Source organism: Vibrio sp. dhg (genome assembly GCF_003443775.1).
Lineage (GTDB): Bacteria > Pseudomonadota > Gammaproteobacteria > Enterobacterales > Vibrionaceae > Vibrio > Vibrio natriegens.
Genome location: NZ_CP028944.1, coordinates 1895426 through 1913477 on the forward strand (window position 1 = coordinate 1895426; position 18052 = coordinate 1913477).

General features: G+C 44.8%; 14 protein-coding genes. 13 read left to right on the forward strand and 1 reads right to left on the reverse strand.

Annotated elements, in window-relative coordinates; genetic code table 11:
- Positions 1 to 168: 168 nt before the first annotated feature.
- The 12 genes from mbhE to DBX26_RS24270 all read left to right on the forward strand — a co-directional run bounded on the left by mbhE (position 169) and on the right by DBX26_RS24270 (position 14797).
- Positions 169 to 2775 (forward strand): hydrogen gas-evolving membrane-bound hydrogenase subunit E, encoded by a 2607-nt coding sequence (gene mbhE / locus DBX26_RS24215; protein WP_162889784.1) that lies wholly within the window; start codon positions 169 to 171, stop codon positions 2773 to 2775.
- The gene (locus tag DBX26_RS24220) at positions 2775 to 3131 is read left to right on the forward strand and encodes a Na+/H+ antiporter subunit C (protein ID WP_118121150.1); all 357 of its coding nucleotides are present in this window, start codon (positions 2775 to 2777) and stop codon (positions 3129 to 3131) included. The genes mbhE and DBX26_RS24220 overlap by 1 nt, the downstream gene beginning before the upstream one ends.
- A complete protein-coding gene (locus DBX26_RS24225) occupies positions 3128 to 4624 on the forward strand; it encodes a proton-conducting transporter membrane subunit (RefSeq protein WP_118121151.1) in 1497 nt (498 codons plus the stop codon). Before DBX26_RS24220 ends, DBX26_RS24225 begins: the two co-directional genes overlap by 4 nt.
- Positions 4621 to 5097, forward strand: a complete 477-nt coding sequence (locus DBX26_RS24230) for a Na+/H+ antiporter subunit E (RefSeq protein ID WP_118121152.1) — start codon at positions 4621 to 4623, stop codon at positions 5095 to 5097. Before DBX26_RS24225 ends, DBX26_RS24230 begins: the two co-directional genes overlap by 4 nt.
- A complete protein-coding gene (locus DBX26_RS24235) occupies positions 5090 to 5368 on the forward strand; it encodes a cation:proton antiporter (RefSeq protein WP_014234491.1) in 279 nt (92 codons plus the stop codon). Before DBX26_RS24230 ends, DBX26_RS24235 begins: the two co-directional genes overlap by 8 nt.
- Positions 5368 to 5664 carry a monovalent cation/H(+) antiporter subunit G gene (mnhG, locus tag DBX26_RS24240; protein WP_020336031.1) on the forward strand — a complete coding sequence of 99 codons (297 nt, stop codon included), beginning with the start codon at positions 5368 to 5370 and terminating at the stop codon, positions 5662 to 5664. Before DBX26_RS24235 ends, mnhG begins: the two co-directional genes overlap by 1 nt.
- A gap of 421 nt (positions 5665 to 6085) precedes the next feature.
- On the forward strand, positions 6086 to 6802 hold the full coding sequence (locus DBX26_RS24245) for a DeoR/GlpR family DNA-binding transcription regulator (RefSeq protein WP_118121153.1): 717 nt from the start codon (positions 6086 to 6088) through the stop codon (positions 6800 to 6802).
- A gap of 272 nt (positions 6803 to 7074) precedes the next feature.
- Complete coding sequence (gene fucI, locus DBX26_RS24250; protein ID WP_118121154.1) at positions 7075 to 8823, forward strand: L-fucose isomerase; 1749 nt, start codon at positions 7075 to 7077, stop codon at positions 8821 to 8823.
- A 42-nt stretch (positions 8824 to 8865) separates the two neighbouring features.
- Positions 8866 to 10320, forward strand: a complete 1455-nt coding sequence (fucK, locus tag DBX26_RS24255) for an L-fuculokinase (protein WP_118121155.1) — start codon at positions 8866 to 8868, stop codon at positions 10318 to 10320.
- An 86-nt stretch (positions 10321 to 10406) separates the two neighbouring features.
- A complete protein-coding gene (gene fucA / locus DBX26_RS24260; protein ID WP_065298411.1) occupies positions 10407 to 11054 on the forward strand; it encodes an L-fuculose-phosphate aldolase in 648 nt (215 codons plus the stop codon).
- Positions 11055 to 11069: 15 nt separating this feature from the next.
- Entirely contained in the window at positions 11070 to 12218 is a 1149-nt protein-coding gene (gene fucO / locus DBX26_RS24265) for a lactaldehyde reductase (protein ID WP_118121156.1), read from the forward strand.
- A gap of 659 nt (positions 12219 to 12877) precedes the next feature.
- Positions 12878 to 14797 (forward strand): DEAD/DEAH box helicase, encoded by a 1920-nt coding sequence (locus DBX26_RS24270; RefSeq protein WP_118121157.1) that lies wholly within the window; start codon positions 12878 to 12880, stop codon positions 14795 to 14797.
- A gap of 79 nt (positions 14798 to 14876) precedes the next feature.
- On the opposite strand, the gene DBX26_RS24275 is transcribed toward DBX26_RS24270, so the two are convergent.
- A complete protein-coding gene (locus tag DBX26_RS24275; protein WP_162889767.1) occupies positions 14877 to 16415 on the reverse strand; it encodes a bifunctional diguanylate cyclase/phosphodiesterase in 1539 nt (512 codons plus the stop codon).
- Positions 16416 to 16776: 361 nt separating this feature from the next.
- Between DBX26_RS24275 and DBX26_RS24280 the strand changes: the two genes are divergently transcribed.
- Positions 16777 to 17976 carry an acetate/propionate family kinase gene (locus DBX26_RS24280; RefSeq protein ID WP_118121258.1) on the forward strand — a complete coding sequence of 400 codons (1200 nt, stop codon included), beginning with the start codon at positions 16777 to 16779 and terminating at the stop codon, positions 17974 to 17976.
- The last annotated feature ends 76 nt before the right edge of the window (positions 17977 to 18052 follow it).

Consider the following 18052-nt stretch of genomic DNA (forward strand, 5'->3'; position numbering starts at 1 on the left):
ATTCTATCCTCAACCGGTTTGAATTTTTAGAGGTCGATAAAGCTTTGATGTCGTGAGTAGTCAAGCAACTTGATTGTGTCGAACACATTTAAAGTATGGATGGCGACATTGAATAACGTTAACGGTAGAAATCAGGTTCACCCATCAAAAAAGCATAACCCGCTTTTGATGCTATTTCCTTTGATGCCGATCTTAATCTTGCTCGTTGTTATGAGTTGGTATCGCCCCGAAGGCGTGAGTTGGCAGGGCAGTTGGGTACCGGGTCTTGATGTCAATTTAAGTTTTCGTCTTGATGGTTTGTCATTCCTATTTGTGTGTTTGATCTGTGGGATCGGTGCACTGATACAAGTCTATTCGCTTGCATACATGCGCAGCCATCCAGCGCGTGTTTCTTTTCATGTCTATCTGACGTTGTTCATGCTTTCCATGTTAGGCATTGTCACGAACGACAATGTTCTGTTGCTGTTTGTTTTTTGGGAACTGACGACCATCACCTCGTATTTACTGATCGGCTTTAATCATGAGAAAGAGGTGTCACGTGAAAAGGCGTTACAGTCTCTTTTGGTCACTGGGGCTGGAGGATTGGCTCTGTTGGCTGGGCTGATTTTATTAGGACAAATCGCCGGAAGTTATGAGATTAGTACTATTGTTCAACAATCGACACAAATTGCGTCTCACAAATGGTTTTTGCCTTCCCTTATATTGATTCTCCTTGGTGCCTTCACTAAGTCCGCACAGTTTCCATTTCACTTTTGGTTGCCAAATGCGATGGCAGCACCCACGCCAGTGAGCGCTTATCTGCACTCCGCCACTATGGTAAAAGCGGGCGTGTATCTACTGGCGCGGCTGTCTCCTGCCTACTCACACAGTGATATTTGGTTTTACACGTTAAGTATTGCTGGTGGGTTTACGGCCATCTGGTGTGGATTATTGGCTTTAAAACAGACGGATTTGAAGTTAATGCTCGCGTACAGCACCAATGTGGCTTTGGGTAAGCTCGTTATGCTAATTGGCATGGGAACGGAGCTCGCACTGGCCGCCGCACTCTTGTTTATCCTGGCGCATTCTTTTTACAAAGCGGCCCTGTTCATGGTGGTCGGAAATATTGATAAAGCAACTGGCACAAGAGATGTAACCAAGCTGAATGGACTGAAAGCCGTGCTTTCTTTAAGTTTAGCGGCTGCGACGTTGGCGGCGCTGTCTAAAGCGGGGGTACCACCGCTCCTTGGCTTTTTGAGCAAAGAATACATGTACAAATCGGGCCTTGAGGTTAGCAGTGTGATTATCGGTTTATTCGTCGCTGTCAATGTAATCATGGTGGCGGTGACGATCGCATTAATCTACAAACCATTCTTTGCTCATTCTCAATTTGAGCCCACTCCGGCGAAAAAGATCGAGTCACTCAAAGGACTATGGATACCACCGATGCTGCTGTCCGTTGGCGGATTGATCACGCCAGTGTTGGGGCTAAGTTGGATAAATCATAATGTCATTATTCCCGGTGTTTTGACCAGCCTTCCTGCCTCAGAACCAGTGGCCACTATGTTATGGCACGGAGTCAACTTCCCGTTGTTATTGAGCCTTATTACATTGGGGTTGGGGTGGGTGGTTTACGCGCTTTACTCGCAGAGGGTTGCCAAGTGGTATAAAAGCGCGTTTATCGTTCCTACTGCGGAGAAGGTGTTTAATAAAATTGTCAGCGGTGTCATACGGTTTGCTAAGTGGCAGACACAATGGATTCAGCAAAAAAGGCTGAGCAATTATGTGCTTATGTTTAGCCTCGTTCTAGCCGTCGTGCTGATCAGTCGTCCATTAGATATTTCAACCGCGCGTTTTACCGAGCTGTTTGCTATCAATTTCTACGAAATAGTGATTGCTCTGTTACTTGTGGCAGCGGTGTCGGTATGTACGATTTCTAAGTCACGTTTGTTATCGGTGTCAGCCCTTAGCGTGGTGGGCTTTATGACAACACTCGTGTTTATGTTGTACAGCGCGCCCGATGTTGCACAGACTTTGTTGTTAGTAGAAACACTGATGGTGGTCTTTTTAGTCTTGCTGATGCGCCACATGCCTAAATTGACCACTGTGCGTAATCACTCTAAACGGCGTCGTCTGTTACACGCGATTATTGCTGGAATAGTCGGGTTTTCTGTTAGCGTTGCTCTCATCAATATCACTTCTCAACCGTTAGATCCCCAGTTAGCTGATTTCTTTCTCCAGAATAGTCTACCTGAAGGGTACGGGCGCAATGTTGTCAATGTCATTCTGGTAGATTTTCGTGCCATCGATACGTTAGGTGAGGTGATTGTGGTCGTGATGGCGGGCATTGCAGCGACCAGTCTACTTACCACCCCAAATCACAAGCATCCTCCTGTCCATTCAATGATCTTTTCCACCACGGCTCACATTGTCTTTACATTGATGTTGCTGTTTTCTCTGTATTTGCTACTGCGCGGGCACAACGAACCTGGAGGTGGGTTTATTGGTGCACTCATTGCGGTGATAGGGTTTGCGCTCATGATGTATGCAGAGTCGCCCAAGTACGTAAGGGACCGTTTGTACTATTCACCATTAAGTATTGCGATGTTCGGTATCTCGCTCAGCTTTATGGCAGGGCTATTAGGAGTGGTACTGGAGTTACCTTTCCTGACCGGATTGTGGTGGAAGGATATTCTCCCGCTAGGGACTCCGCTGCTCTTCGATGTGGGCATTTATTTCGCCATTATTGGCGGCGTGATGGGCTTGCTGTTACATGTGAATGAGGTGCTCGACTGATGGAAGTACTATGGAGTCTGGTGGTCGGTGTATTTGTTGCAGCGGGTATTTATCTGTTACTTGAACGGCATATATTGAAAATACTGTTTGGTCTGATTTTACTAAGCAGTGCTGTGAATCTGGCTATATTGACGGCCGGACGCTTAACTATTGGCGTCCCCGCTCTTATCGAGTCAGGCGCACAACTGCCACCAAATGGTGCCGCTAACCCGTTACCTCAGGCACTGATTTTGACGGCAATCGTGATTGGTTTTGGTTTGCTGGTTTTTGCACTTTTGTTGTTCTATCGCGCTTATTCAGAAAAAGGCTCGGCAGACGTTGATGATATGCGACGATCAGAAGAGGGGGAGGAATGACGACGATTTGGCTAACGTTACCTATCGTGATTTCACTCTTGACTGCGGTGGCTGTGTTTATCGCTAAACGTAACATCTGTCTTGCTGAGCGCATCAGTGGCGCGAGTGCGCTTTTAACGGTGTGTGTCGCTGCTTTTCTTACCAGTGATGTGATACAGCATGGGCCTGTCGCGGTAGCATTTGGCCAATGGTTCGCTCCTTTCGGCGTTGTGTTTGTAGCAGATCTGTTCACTGTAGCTATGGTTATGGTTACGGCGGTGATTGGTCTCATCTGTGTGCTTTATGCGGTTGGAGATATTCGCAACAAACCATCATACGGGATATATCACGCGTTGATGCATGTTTTGCTTGCGGGCGTTTACGGGGCATTTCTGACTGGCGACATTTTCAATCTCTATGTTTGGTTTGAAGTGATGCTGATTGCCTCCTTCGGTCTGATGGTCTTGGATGCCAACAAAACTCAGATTGATGGTGCTGTGAAATACGTGATTTTGAACCTGATCTCGACGCTGTTTTTTCTGCTCGCGATAGGTTTGTTATATGGCGCTACCGGAACGCTAAATCTCGCGGATCTTCATACTAAAGCGGCTTTGATACCATCCGACACGAAAACCTTGCTCGCAGGTTTTTTCTTATTTGCTTTTTCTATCAAAGCGGCGTTGTTTCCCTTGTTTGCCTGGCTTCCTGCGTCTTATCACACGCTACCGAGCGGCGTGGTTGCACTGTTTGCTGCTTTACTGACTAAAGTCGGTGTTTACTCATTATTACGTGTATTTACACTGGTATTTCCATTGGCAGAAAGTGGCTGGCAATCTACCTTGATGTGGATGGCTTGTTTGACAATGTTGACGGGGGTATTAGGGGCAGCAAGTCATTACGATATAAAGAAAGTCCTTTCATTTCATATTATCAGCCAGATTGGTTACATGATTATGGGGCTCGCCGTCTATACGCCGTTGGCAGTCGCTGGGGCTATTTTCTATATCGTTCATCATATTTTAGTGAAGGCGAACCTGTTCTTAATTGGAGGCTTCGTCGAACGGAAATACGGAACCAGTCAACTGAAGCAATTAGGTGGTGTGTATAAAGCTATGCCTTGGTTGGCCTTGTTGTTTTTCATTACTGCATTTTCTTTGGCTGGCTTTCCGCCACTTTCCGGTTTTTGGGGCAAGTTCTTAGTGATTAAAGCGAGTTTGCAAATAGAGGGCTATTGGCTTGCAGCAACCGCCTTGCTGGTGGGATTGTTGACGGTTTTTTCTATGAGCAAAATTTGGAATGCGGTGTTCTGGAAGAAGCAGCCAAGTGATGCTAACGCACAAATAATGACTAAGTCGACCACGTACTTGTACTGTATTCCTATTGTTACCTTAACGGCGATGAGTTTGATCATCGGTCTGGTTGCCGAGCCATTTTATCAATTTGCCATGCAGGCTGCGTTGCAACTGCTGGAGCCGAAAGAATATATTCAGGCAGTATTGGGAGGTGGACAATGATTTACTTTTTTCTCAACCTCTTTCTCGCACTGGCTTGGATGCTTCTAAACGGCACCTATACCAGTCTCAACTTTATATTTGGCTTTATCGCTGGGTTTCTCGTTTTGAAGCTCAGCCAACCTTTCAGAACGAAAAGTCGTTACTTTCAGGTTTTCATTTCACTTTTGCGGCTAGTGAGCTATTTCTGTTTCGAGTTGCTCATGTCTGCCGCTCGGGTGATGTGGGATGTGCTAACGCCAACACATCTAAGCCAACCCGACATCATTTACGTACCACTTGATGCGAAATCAGATATAGAAATCACGCTGCTTGCGAATATGGTTTCGTTAACGCCAGGTACGCTAAGTTTGGACGTGACACCTGACAAAAAGCATCTGATTGTGCATGCCATGTTTACTCCAGAGCACGACAAAGTGATTCAAGGCATCAAAGGAGGCTTAGAGAGACGAATATTGGAGGTGACGCGTGGATAGTTGGCTGCAGTTCAGTATTTTCTTTGCTTACGGTGGGTTGTTGCTAAGCGTAGTTATGGCGTTGGTACGTTTGGTTCTGGGACCCACGTTGGCAGATAGAGTCGTCTCATTGGATCTTATCTCGTTTGTCACGATTGGATTCATTGCCGTTTATACCCTGGATAGTGGTCAAGAGACGTTGTTAGATATCGCTATCACACTTGGTTTAGTGGCGTTTCTCGGCACCATCGCATTTGCTCGAATGATAGCAAAGCGAAAAGGGGGAGAGTAATGGAAGTGATCGTTGGTCTTTTGTTGTGCATTGGTACCTTATTCTTTCTGATCGCCAGCTTGGGAGTGGTCCGAATGCCGGATCTATACACTCGGATGCACGCGGCAACAAAAGCGGGTACGGTTGGTGTGGCATCATTGCTTTTGGCGGTTGCCATCGCTATTCCTGATGCCACGGTGATCTCCCGCGCTGTGGGTACCATGTTGTTTATTTTCCTTACCGCACCTGTTGCTGCACATTTATTAGGCAAAGCCATGAGGAAAAGTGGTTATCGAATGTGGCGAAACCCAAAATAATCACGGTAAACCATGTCATTACTACTGCTCTGATTATCAGAGGTTATTTGTTTTTCTTTTTTGATTAGAATTAGTTTTAAACAAGTGGTTAGATACATACCGAATGTAATTTAAATATAAGTACAATAAAAAATAATTAATATTCGAGTCATATCACATTATATCTATCATTCAATCTATTCTAAATCGTTATTTCCTGCCAGTGCCCGTTTTTGACTGATATATACCAATTGTGATTATTACTTTAAAATATTGTTTCTTATGCCCGTTTATCTGGGGAATTGCCCGTTTTTTTGTGGTGTCGTTCTATATTTCGGTCAACTTATTTAAAATTTCCAAAAATCACATGAGCATTGCCTAACATTTGAATGAGCTAAAAGTTATTATCTGCGGCATGTAAAGGAAATGCAGAAGATAACCAATGAAGTCGATATCTAGAACCAATTACATTTTGAATGTTGTTAACAAGTCCGGAAAGGCATTTGTGACGGATTTGGCTAATGACCTTGATGTTTCGGTTGAGACGATACGCAGAGACCTTAAAGTTCTGGATGAGAAAGGGGAGCTGATACGAGTTCATGGTGGAGCAATAGGTAAAAACTATAAAGATGAAGGAACGTCTTTCAACAACAGGGCGAATCGCAATGTTAACGACAAAATGGATTTAGTCGATCAAGTCATTTCCAATATTTACGAAGGTTCAGTTATTGGTTTAGACGCAAGTTCTTCTAGCTGGCTTGTCGCTCAAGCACTACCTAATATGAGATGCACAGTCGTCACCAACTCCATTAACAATATAAATGTGTTAAGTGGTAAAAATAATATCTCAATAATTAGTTTAGGTGGTTCTTTCTCTGAAAAGTACAAAGCGTTTTATGGGCTTATTACGAGAAAAACCTTAGCTGAAATGTCACTTGATGTCAGTGTTATATCATGTGTTGGTTTCGATGAGTTATCCGGTGTGTGGGACTCTAATGAATACAACTATGAAATAAAGAAAATGTTCATCAACGTGTCAGAAAAAGTAATCCTCTTAGCGGATAAGAGCAAGTATAAGAAAAAAAGTCTATTAAAGGTCTGCAACTTCGATGAAATAGATATTGTAATATCGAATGCTGATGTTAATACACAGTTCTAATTAATTTTACATAATGTAAAAGCTGTTCCTGTTTCTCGGGAGGGATAGTGACACTTGAAGAAAGTTAAAATGACGGACGTTTTATCATCCACCAATCCAATAAAGTCTAAAAAATATACAAACCAAGTAATAACTAAATCTATATAAATCGAAGGATATTAAGACTGCGTTCATTATCCCGTTAATTGGCTTTGTCTACTTAGTCTTATTTGGCCTTAAAGGCTACCAAATTCAAAAATAATCTCTCGTTAGTGTGAAATAGAGAATCGAAAATGAAAAACTTAGTAAAAATCGGTATTCGTCCAACAATCGATGGTCGTCGTCTTGGGGTTCGTGAATCTCTTGAAGATCAAACAATGAACATGGCTAACAACCTAGCCAAGTTTATTACTGAAAATGTACGTCACGTTAGCGGTGAAGCGGTTGAATGTGTTATTGCCGATACGACCATTGGCGGTGTAGCTGAAGCATCAGCTTGTGCAGAAAAATTCAAGCGTGAGAACGTTGGCGTATCTATTACCGTTACCCCTTGCTGGTGTTACGGTACTCAAACGCTGGATATGGATCCACATCTGCCAAAAGCCATTTGGGGCTTCAACGGTACCGAACGTCCTGGGGCTGTATATCTAGCCGCAGCAATGGCAGGTCACTCTCAACTTGGTTTACCCGCGTTTTCTATCTATGGCGAAGAAGTTCAGGATAAAGATGACACGTCTATTCCTAGCGATGTTCAGGATAAGATCCTTCGTTTCTGCCGCGCAGGTTTAACGGTCGCTGCTATTCGCGGTAAATCCTACTTATCTATGGGCTCAGTCTCAATGGGGATTGCGGGTTCTATCGTAGACCAACCGTTCTTCCAACATTACTTAGGCATGCGCAACGAGTATGTTGATATGACTGAAATTAAACGTCGTCTCGACCGCGAAATCTTCGATAAAGAAGAGTTTGAACTGGCGTTGTCGTGGACAAAAGAACATTGCAAAGAAGGTAAAGATTACAACCGAGTTCCAATGACCGAAGAGCGTAAAACCGAAGATTGGGAAACCGTGGTTAAGATGACGATGATCATGCGCGATCTGATGATTGGTAACCCGAAACTCGCAGAAATGGGTTATGCGGAAGAGGCGATGGGACACAACGCTGTTGCCGGCGGCTTCCAGGGTCAACGTCATTGGACAGATCACTTACCAAATGGTGACTTTAGTGAAGCGGTCCTCAACTCGTCATTTGACTGGAACGGCATCCGCGAACCGTTTGCTATTGCGACAGAAAACGACTGCTTGAACGGCGTAAATATGCTGTTCGGAAAAATGCTGACAGGCCAAGCGCAAGTATTCTGTGACGTGCGCACTTACTGGTCTCAAGATTCAGTAGAGCGCGTTAGTGGTTACCGCCCTGAGTCTGGATTGATTCACCTTATTAACTCAGGTTCAGCGGCTCTGGATGGCTGTGGGGAAGCTCGTGATGAGCAAGGTCAACCTGTATTTAAATCGCATTGGAATATGAATGCACAAGATGCAGAAGCGTGTCTGGCTGCGACCCAGTGGCCACCTGCCGATGTTGAATATTTCCGTGGCGGTGGTTTCTCATCGAACTTCCTGACTCATGGTGGTATGCCATTTACGATGCATCGTATCAACATCATTAAGGGCATTGGCCCAGTACTGCAAATCGCAGAAGGTCATTCGGTGACGTTACCTGCAGAGGTGCATGAAACGCTTAATGAGCGCACAAACCCAACATGGCCAACCACTTGGTTTGCTCCACGCCTGACTGGTGAAGGCGCGTTTAAAGATGTGTATTCAGTCATGGCGAACTGGGGTGCGAACCACTGTGTTATCTCTTACGGTCACGTTGGGGCTGACTTGATCACGCTTGCTTCTATGTTGCGTATTCCAGTGTCAATGCACAACGTTGACGAGCAAGACATTTTCCGCCCTCACACATGGACGGCATTTGGTCAGGACAAAGAAGGTCAAGACTACCGTGCTTGCGCAAACTTTGGTCCTTTATACAAGTAATCTTCTCGGGCGGGGTGATTCCCGCCCCCTTCAGGAGCCCCCATGTCTGTAGTGATTGTTTTAGATTGCGGTGCGACCAACTTGCGTGCCATTGCAATTGACCAAAAAGGCGTCATCGTCGCGTCTCATTTCATAAAAAACTCGACCAAATGTGATGCGCAAAACCCAAGTTATCACCTGTGGGATTTCGAAGACATCTGGCAAAAGATCCTTGAGTGTGGTCGGCATGTCGTGGCTCAAGTCGGAGCGAAAAATGTTCTGGCTGTGACCGTAACAACATTTGGTGTTGATGGTGCTCCGTTTGATAGTGATGGAAATCAGATTTACCCAATTATCTCTTGGAAGTGTCCGAGAACCATACCCGTAATGAAAGCGGTAGAAGATGAGGTTGATCGTCTGGAACTCTACCGAAGCAACGGCATTGGAGACTACAGTTTTAATACGCTTTACAAATTGCGTTGGCTTAAAGAAAACGAGCCTGAAGTGTACGCAAAGATGGATAAATTTGTCTTCATTTCATCGATGATCACTCACAGGTTAACTGGCGAAATGACCACCGATTACACAATGGCTGGCACATCCATGCTGACCAGTGTGGAAACCTGTAGCTGGAATGCTAAAGCGCTAAATTACCTAGGATTGACATCGGATCATTTCCCAAGGCTTGTGATGGCCGGTGAAAAGGTGGGATATGTTTCGGAAAACATCGCCAAACAAATAGGGCTTGTTAGTGGGACACCCGTGATTTCCGCAGGTCACGACACTCAGTTTGCTTTAGTGGGCTCGGGAGCGAAAGAAAACCAAGCGTTTTTGAGCTCAGGCACCTGGGAAATCTTAATGGCGCGCAGCCTGCGTCCCGCACTCAATCAACAAGCGTTGGATAATGGGGTGACCGTAGAGCTCGATGCATTGAAAGGCTTATATAACCCAGCGATACAGTGGCTCTCTAGCGCCGTCGTTGAATGGGTTGTGACGCAATTTTACAGTGCAGAAAAACACTCAAACGATTTGTACACCACCATGGTTAATGAAGCTGAAGCCGCCGGGCCAGGTGCTGGTGGGGTGGTGTTTAAACCAACTTTATCAGTTGATGAAAGTGGTATTGGTCAAGGATCAATAGAAGGCCTTTCTATTCACACTTCGCGAGGCCAAATTGCCCGAGCGGTATTTGAAGGATTAAGCCAACAGCTTAAACAACGTTTTCTTTACCTGAATCAATTATGCCAATTGAGCGACGAGCCAATCGTTGTTGTGGGTGGTGGCACCAAAAATCCGCTTTGGAATCAGCTTCGTGCTAATGCGTTACAGCGACCACTTCATATCGTAGAGCAGGCCGAAGCGACGGTAATTGGAGCAGCGATGTTCGCATTTTATGGCGTGGGCTTTTACCGCTCTGTCGATGAATCTCAACACAACATGCGTCCTAAATTGCGTGTGATCTATCCAGAAGCAACGGCAGTCTTAAATCAAATAAAACGGGAGCACAGCCATGCTTAGAGGTAGTCATCCTGCACTTTCGCCGACTCAACCGGCGACACTCTCATAAAAGGCTTATCCAGCATTTAAATTTAAGGATTAACAAAATGAACAGAATAGAGCTTTCCCAACACATTATCGATACTTGTATCGAAATGACCCGTTTAGGTCTAAACCAAGGTACCGCAGGTAACGTCAGTGTCCGCTTTGATAACGGCATGTTAATCACCCCAACGGGCATTCCTTACGAACAACTGACGCCTGAGCAAATTGTCTATGTTGCGGAAGATGGCACCTTTGAAGAGGGTAAACTTCCTTCTTCTGAATGGTTGTTCCACCTAACTTGCTATCAACATCGCCCAGATATAAATGCCGTGGTACATAACCACGCGATCAATTCTGCAACGGTCTCTATCTTGAATAAACCAATCCCTGCTATTCACTACATGATCGCAGCATCGGGAACGACTGAAATTCCTTGTGTACCTTACGCGACATTTGGCAGTCCTCAGTTAGCGAAGTACGTGGAAGAAGGCATCTCAAAAAGCAAAGCAATCTTGCTTCAACACCATGGCTTGATCGCAGGGGAAGTGAACTTAGACAAAGCGCTTTGGTTAGCGCATGAAGTCGAAGTATTGGCAGAGCTTTACCTCAAAGCTCTCGCGGTTAACCCAGAAGTACCAACGTTGGATGATGAGTCTATGCAGGTGGTGCTGGAAAAATTCAAGTCATATGGCTTACGAGTTGAGAAGTAATAAGGAGTAAATAAAATGGCCTTTGCATTAAACCTACCAAAACTGAGTTACGCAGGCGTCGGCGCTGTTGATGACGCGATTTCTACGTTGAGCCAGCAGCCAATTCAGCGAGCATTGATCGTGACCGATGCAAATCTTGTAGAACTGGGAATCTTAGATCATCTGATTGCTCTGTTAGATAAAGCTGCGATCGACTATGTGTTGTTTGACCGTGTGACACCTAACCCGACGGCATCGCTTGTGCGCGAAGGTTTGGAAACGTATGTCGATACTGGGTGTGATTGCTTTATCGCGGTTGGTGGTGGTAGCCCGGTAGATTGTGCGAAAGCCATTCGTATTGTGGCATCTAATGTTGGCGATATTGTCGATTTTGACGGTATCGGCAAGGTAAAGTGTGAGGGCGATTTCTTCATTGCGATCAATACGACGGCGGGCACTGCAGCGGAAATGACATCAAACTCAGTCATTACTGATGAAGAAAGACAAGTGAAGATGGTCATTATTGACTCTAAGCAAATTCCCGATATCGCGGTGAATGACCCTACTTTGATGATTAATTTACCTAGTCATGTCACGGCAGCTACCGGTATGGACGCACTAACTCATGCGGTAGAAGCGTACGTGACACCAGGTGCTCACACCCTGACTAAACCAACGGCGTTAGAGGCGATTCGCCTCATTACCCAGTGGCTACCCGTAGCGGTTGAAGATGGTCAAAACATCAAAGCGCGTGAAGAATTGGCTAACGCACAGTTTTTAGCGGGAATGGCGTTCAATAGTGCCGGTTTAGGCTTAGTACATGCAATGGCTCATCAGCCGGGTGCGACACATAACCTACCTCACGGTGTGTGCAACGCGATTTTGCTACCAGAAGTATGTGGGTTTAACGCAGAAGAGCATCCTGAGAGATTCCGTGATATTGCACAGGTAATGGGTGGGAAGACAGAAGGTTTAAACGATAAAGAAGCAGCAGAATTAGCCGTTGATTTAATTCGCCAATTATCTAAGCGCGTTGGCATCCCAGAAGGATTTAAAACCTTAGGTATTAGCCATGATGATTGCAAAAACTGGATAGACAAAGTATTGGCTGATCCATGCTTAGGCGGTAACCCTCGTCAACCAACGCCAAAAGAAATTGAGGCGTTATATATCGCATGTATCTAATCGCTCTTTGAGTTGAACCGACTTATTAGTAAGCTTTATGTATGGCAGGCAATGTTGAAGCCTTCTTCAAACACTGTCTGTCTTTTGTTTCACTTATATGATTTGGTTAGTTCCTCTTCGGTCCATTTTTTTATGCGGCCTTGTATACGCTCGCTCAACCCTACTAACGACGCTAACGCTCATATCAGTAATGTTTGTGTCTGCTTTTTGAGCAAGATGTTAAGCAGTTGGCCTTCACGCTTCGATTTAACTTAACGCTAGAGCTAGTGCGCTCTAATAAATGCGGGCTATTATTATCGTTAGAGCGCATTTCGCTGGGCGTTTTGTGTAAAATATGGGCTGATAAACAGCGATAGAGTGATTTGGGATTGGTGAAGAACTCATCAATTTTCATGGCGCGCTTTTGCGGGAAATGGTGGGCTGGTGGTATTTTATGCGGAAAATGCCATTATTGAGAATAAATTGTGATGTAATTCAATTTTTTCTGGCTTTTTTTATGCATTTAAGGAATAATCCGCCTCCCTTAGTCGTCCCTAATGGCTTATCGCGGTTGTGTACTGTGCTAATTCCTATCTGAATGGATTTAGTATCTGGATAATTCAGTATCGAATTGGAAGAGCATATGGGACTGTTTTTTTGTTTAATTAAGTAGGATCCCAATGCAAGATTCTGTTATTCAATTCAGTGATTTATCTCTGAATGATTCTATCCTTTCTGCTCTAGACGGAATGGGTTTCGTGTCACCAACTCCAATTCAGGCTGCGGCAATCCCACACCTGTTGGAAGGTGCTGACGCGCTGGGCAAGGCACAAACGGGTACAGGTAAAACGGCAGCATTCTCACTGCCTCTTCTCAACAAACTAGATTTAAACCAACGTAAACCACAAGCAATCGTACTTGCTCCGACTCGTGAGCTAGCGATTCAGGTTGCAGCGGAAATGAAAAACCTTGGTAAAAACATCAAGGGTTTGAAAGTTCTAGAAATCTACGGTGGTGCTTCTATCGTTGATCAAATGCGTGCACTTAAGAATGGCGCGCATGTTATTGTTGGTACTCCTGGCCGTGTTCAAGACCTTATCAACCGTGAACGCCTATATCTAGACGAGGTTAATACTTTCGTACTTGATGAAGCGGACGAAATGCTAAACATGGGTTTCGTGGACGACGTAACTGCAATCATGGAGCACGCTCCTGAATCAGCGCAACGCGTTCTGTTCTCTGCAACTATGCCTCCAATGCTGAAAAAGATTGTTGAGCGCTTCCTTCGTGACCCTGTAATGGTAGACGTTGCTGGTAAGAACCACACTGTAGACAAAGTTCAACAGCAGTTCTGGGTAGTGAAGGGTGTAGAGAAAGATGAAGCGATGTCTCGTCTTCTTGAAACTGAAGAAACGGATGCGTCAATCGTATTCGTACGTACTCGTCAAGATACTGAGCGTCTAGCTGACTGGCTTTCAGCTCGTGGCTTTAAAGCTGCAGCACTACACGGTGATATCCCTCAGTCTCTACGTGAGCGTACTGTTGATCACATCAAACAGGGTGTTATCGATATCCTTGTAGCAACTGACGTTGTTGCACGTGGTCTTGACGTTCCACGTATTACTCACGTATTTAACTACGACATCCCATTCGATGTAGAGTCATACATTCACCGTATCGGTCGTACAGGCCGTGCTGGACGTAAAGGTAAAGCGATCCTTCTTGTTCGCACTAACCAAATCCGCATGCTTCGTACTATCGAGCGTGTAACTAAGTCATCAATGGAAGAAATCCAACTTCCTCTACGTGACCAAGTTGCTGAAGCTCGTCTAGCTCAGCTAGGTGCAGAACTAGAAGCTGAGAAAGAGCACAAATCACTAGATAAGTTTGCTGAGTTGGTTGAGAAACTACAAACTTCTCTAGAAATCGACCCAGCAATGCTTGCTGCGATGCTTCTTAAGCGTCAGCAAGGCAAACGCCCACTGTTCTACATCGGTGAAGACCCAATGGTAGAAGCAATTGAGCGTGATAAGCAGCGTCGTAAAGAGCGTCGTGAAGGTGGTCGTGATGGTGGTCGTGAAGGTGGCCGCAGCTTCAACAACCAAGATTGGGATACTTACCAGCTACAAGTTGGCCGTGAGCAAGGTGTTCAAGTTAAAGACATCGTTGGTGCTCTGGCAAACGAACTTGGTCTAGGTAAAGGTTCTATCGGTGCGATCAAGCTGGCACAAGGTCATACTTTCGTTCAGCTACCAAAAGCAATGACTTCTGAAGCCGCGAACAAGTTGAGCAAACTACGTATCCGTCAACAAGATGTTGGTGCGGTAGTATGTGACTTCGATGATTTCCGCGAGTCTCGTGGTGGTCGTCGTGACGGTGGACGTCGTGATGGTGGTGGTTACCGTGGTAACCGTGATGGTGGTGCTCGTCGCGAAGGTGGCCGTCGTGAAGGTGGTTTCCGTGGCAACCGCGAAGGTAGCCGTGATGGTAACCGCGAAGGTGCTGAGCGTCGTTTCGACCGTAACCGTGGTGGTGATCACCGTGGTAACTACCGTGGTGAACGTGGTCACGGCCGTGGCCGTCGCACTCCGGAAGCATAATCGAGCCAGGTTAATTAAATAACCTGAGTTAGAAAAAGCTGATTTCAAAAACCGAGCATGGTTAACATGCTCGGTTTTTTTATGCTGGTAGGAAGCTGTCGCGTTTCTCGTCGTGCTCCGTTACCCAATTGATCACTTCGTCTAATGGGAGAGCAGGGCAGAATAAGTAACCTTGGATGATGTCACAGCCACGATGTCGTAAAAAATGCAGGGTATCCATATCTTGTACACCTTCGGCAACTACCGAGTAACCAAGCCCGTGGGCAAGTGCGATTGTATTTTCAACAATGGAGCGTGTGCTTTCCGTTCGGTTCGCTGTAGATAAGAATGATCGGTCGATCTTAATCTGATCCACCGGAAGATCTCTTAATAGTGAGAGGGAAGAATAGCCAGTACCAAAATCATCGAGACTGATCTTGATACCAAGCCCTTTGATTTCGTGTATCAGTGGGTTAAGTTCCTTCACTTTGTCAATCGCCATCGTCTCTGTTATTTCTAAACTTAGGAGATGGGCAAATTCAGGAGAGTGTTCGATTAATTTTTTTAGGCGGGTAAGTAATACGTTTGAAGATAGGTCTTTCGCTGATAAGTTGACATGAATTGGAAGCTTGATGCCTCTTCGGATAAACGTTTTCAGATCTTTTTCAACTTGCCCCAGCACCCACATGGTTATGTTGTTGACCTGATTACTTCGCTCGGCAATTGGTATGAAATCGTTTGGCGAAATGTTATTACCTTGTCCGTCTCGCCAACGAATAACTGCTTCAAAACCCACCACGACGCTAGTACGAGCATCAATTAATGGCTGGTAATACAGGCGAAACTCATCCTGATCTAACGCAAATTGAATACGTGATGAAATTTCCAGCTGATATTTAGCTCCAATATTCATATTGTCGTTATAAAATGCGAAAAGATTTCCGTTACTTTTCGCGTGATACATTGCAACGTCGGCATGTTTTATCAGCAATTCATTGGACTCTGCGTCCTGAGGGTAAGTGCTTATGCCAAACACGACAGCGGCAGATACTTGGAATTCGTCGAGGTGAAAGCGAGTGGAAAGTGCTTTATTGAGCCTCACGATAAGTTTCTTGCCATCCTCCTCAGTGGCAGATGCTGTGATTATCACAAACTCATCACCGCCGACGCGAAATATTTTGTCATTATCTTCAAGCGCATCTTGCAACCTTTGACCAATTTGAATCAGTAATTGGTCACCACAGAAGTGCCCCATCGCATCGTTGACTTGTTTGAAATTGACAACATCAAAGAGAATGACTGAAAAAGGCAGGCCAGTTTCAATACGATCGTCAATTACCTCAAAACAGTATTTTCTATTTGGGAGACCAGTTAGCGCATCATGAAACGCATTTTGTTTTTCGCGCTTTGCAAGGCTATGTAATTCGACGATGGAATCATTACTGAATTTGATGACGAAGACGACAAAAACGCTTCCAGCAAATAGAAGTATAGATATGCCAGTTTCGATAAGTGAGCCTGAGGGGTTTTGCGCAATGGTGTACAAGTACGTTGCATACGCAATAATAAAATAGCTGATCAGCACTAGAAGCCAGGTCCACCCAGAAACATCCGTTTTCGAGCGAATATTTTTTGTCATTTGCCATCCGAAGCAGAGCAACATTAAGCCTAAACTGACAAGTAAAAGCGTTATTTTCGGCACGATATTCCCCGATGTATTGTTATGTTTATTGTTTTTATTCGTCTAATAAATAAGTTAGCTCATAATTTAGTCAATAAACAAGACGGATGAATCACAATTCTCTTTTATGAGAAGATATTTTTTTTGCATCGAATAAAATCAGAAAGTGTCCGAGATCAATAAAAAATGTGCAATCAGACTATTAATTTTAAAAGATAGTTGAAAGATTAAAAAATTATTGAATAATAGAAAGCATATAAGTCGTAAGCTGCGTGAAAGCGCAATGACAACCTCTGCTCCACAACAGGATAACTATTTCATGTCTAATTCGTTTGTACTAGTGATCAACTCAGGAAGCTCATCACTAAAGTTCGCGGTCATCGATTCAAATTCAGGTGACGCGGTACTGAGTGGTTTGGGCGAATGCTTTGGTCTTCCAGAATCTCGTATGAGCTGGAAATTCAACGGTGAAAAAAAGGAAGTTTCTATCGAAGGTGACGATAGCCATCATAAAATCGCTATCGGAAAACTAGTAGGGTTAACCGACGAATTGGGTTTAGCTAAAGACATCGTGGCTGTCGGTCACCGTATCGTTCATGGCGGTGAAAAATTCACAACGACGGTTCGTATTACCGATGAAGTGACACAAGAAATCGAACAGCTTGCCGATCTCGCTCCACTACATAACCCGGCAGGTGCTATCGGCATTCGTGCTGCGATTGAAGCATTTCCGACTCTTCCTCAATTTGCTGTATTCGACACGGCATTCCACCAAACGATGCCTCAAAAGGCGTTTACTGGCGCTATTTCCCACGAGCTGTACGAGCAGTATGGGATCCGTCGCTACGGCTTCCACGGTACAAGCCATTACTTTGTAAGTCGTGAAGCTGCAAAAATGCTGAACAAGCCTGTGGAGCAATCGAGCTTCATTACGGTACACCTTGGTAACGGCGCGTCAGTATGTGCGATTAAGGATGGCCAATCGGTTGATACTTCGATGGGCTTTACTCCACTAGCTGGTTTGATGATGGGTACACGTTCTGGCGACCTGGACCCAGGCATTATTGAGTTCCTATTAAAGAAAGGTTGGACTCAGGAACAGGTATTTGAAACGCTAAACAAGAAATCAGGTTTCTTGGGAGTGTCTGGCGTCACTTCCGATGCACGAGGTATTCTGCAAGCGATGGAAGAAGGTCACGAAGGTGCGAAATTAGCGTTTGAAGTGTTTACCTACCGTGTTGCGAAATACATCGGTTCTTACCTGATCCCTCTTGATCGTCTAGATGCGGTTATCTTTACGGGTGGTATTGGCGAAAACTCTCTGGATATTCGTCGTGAAGTTCTGAAAAACCTTAGCTTGCTTGGTTTCGTGGAAGACGAGAAAGGCAACGAAGATGCCCGATTCGGTAATTCAGGTGAAATTGGTAAATCTGAACTGCTGGATGCGAAAGTATTGGTTATTCCAACCAATGAAGAGTGGGTGATAGCATCGCAATCCGTTGAACTTCTAAATCAATAGTATAGCAGTTAATTTAAACAACAAGCCACCAAATATGGTGGCTTTTTTATTTAATAAATTCAATAACTTAATGTTC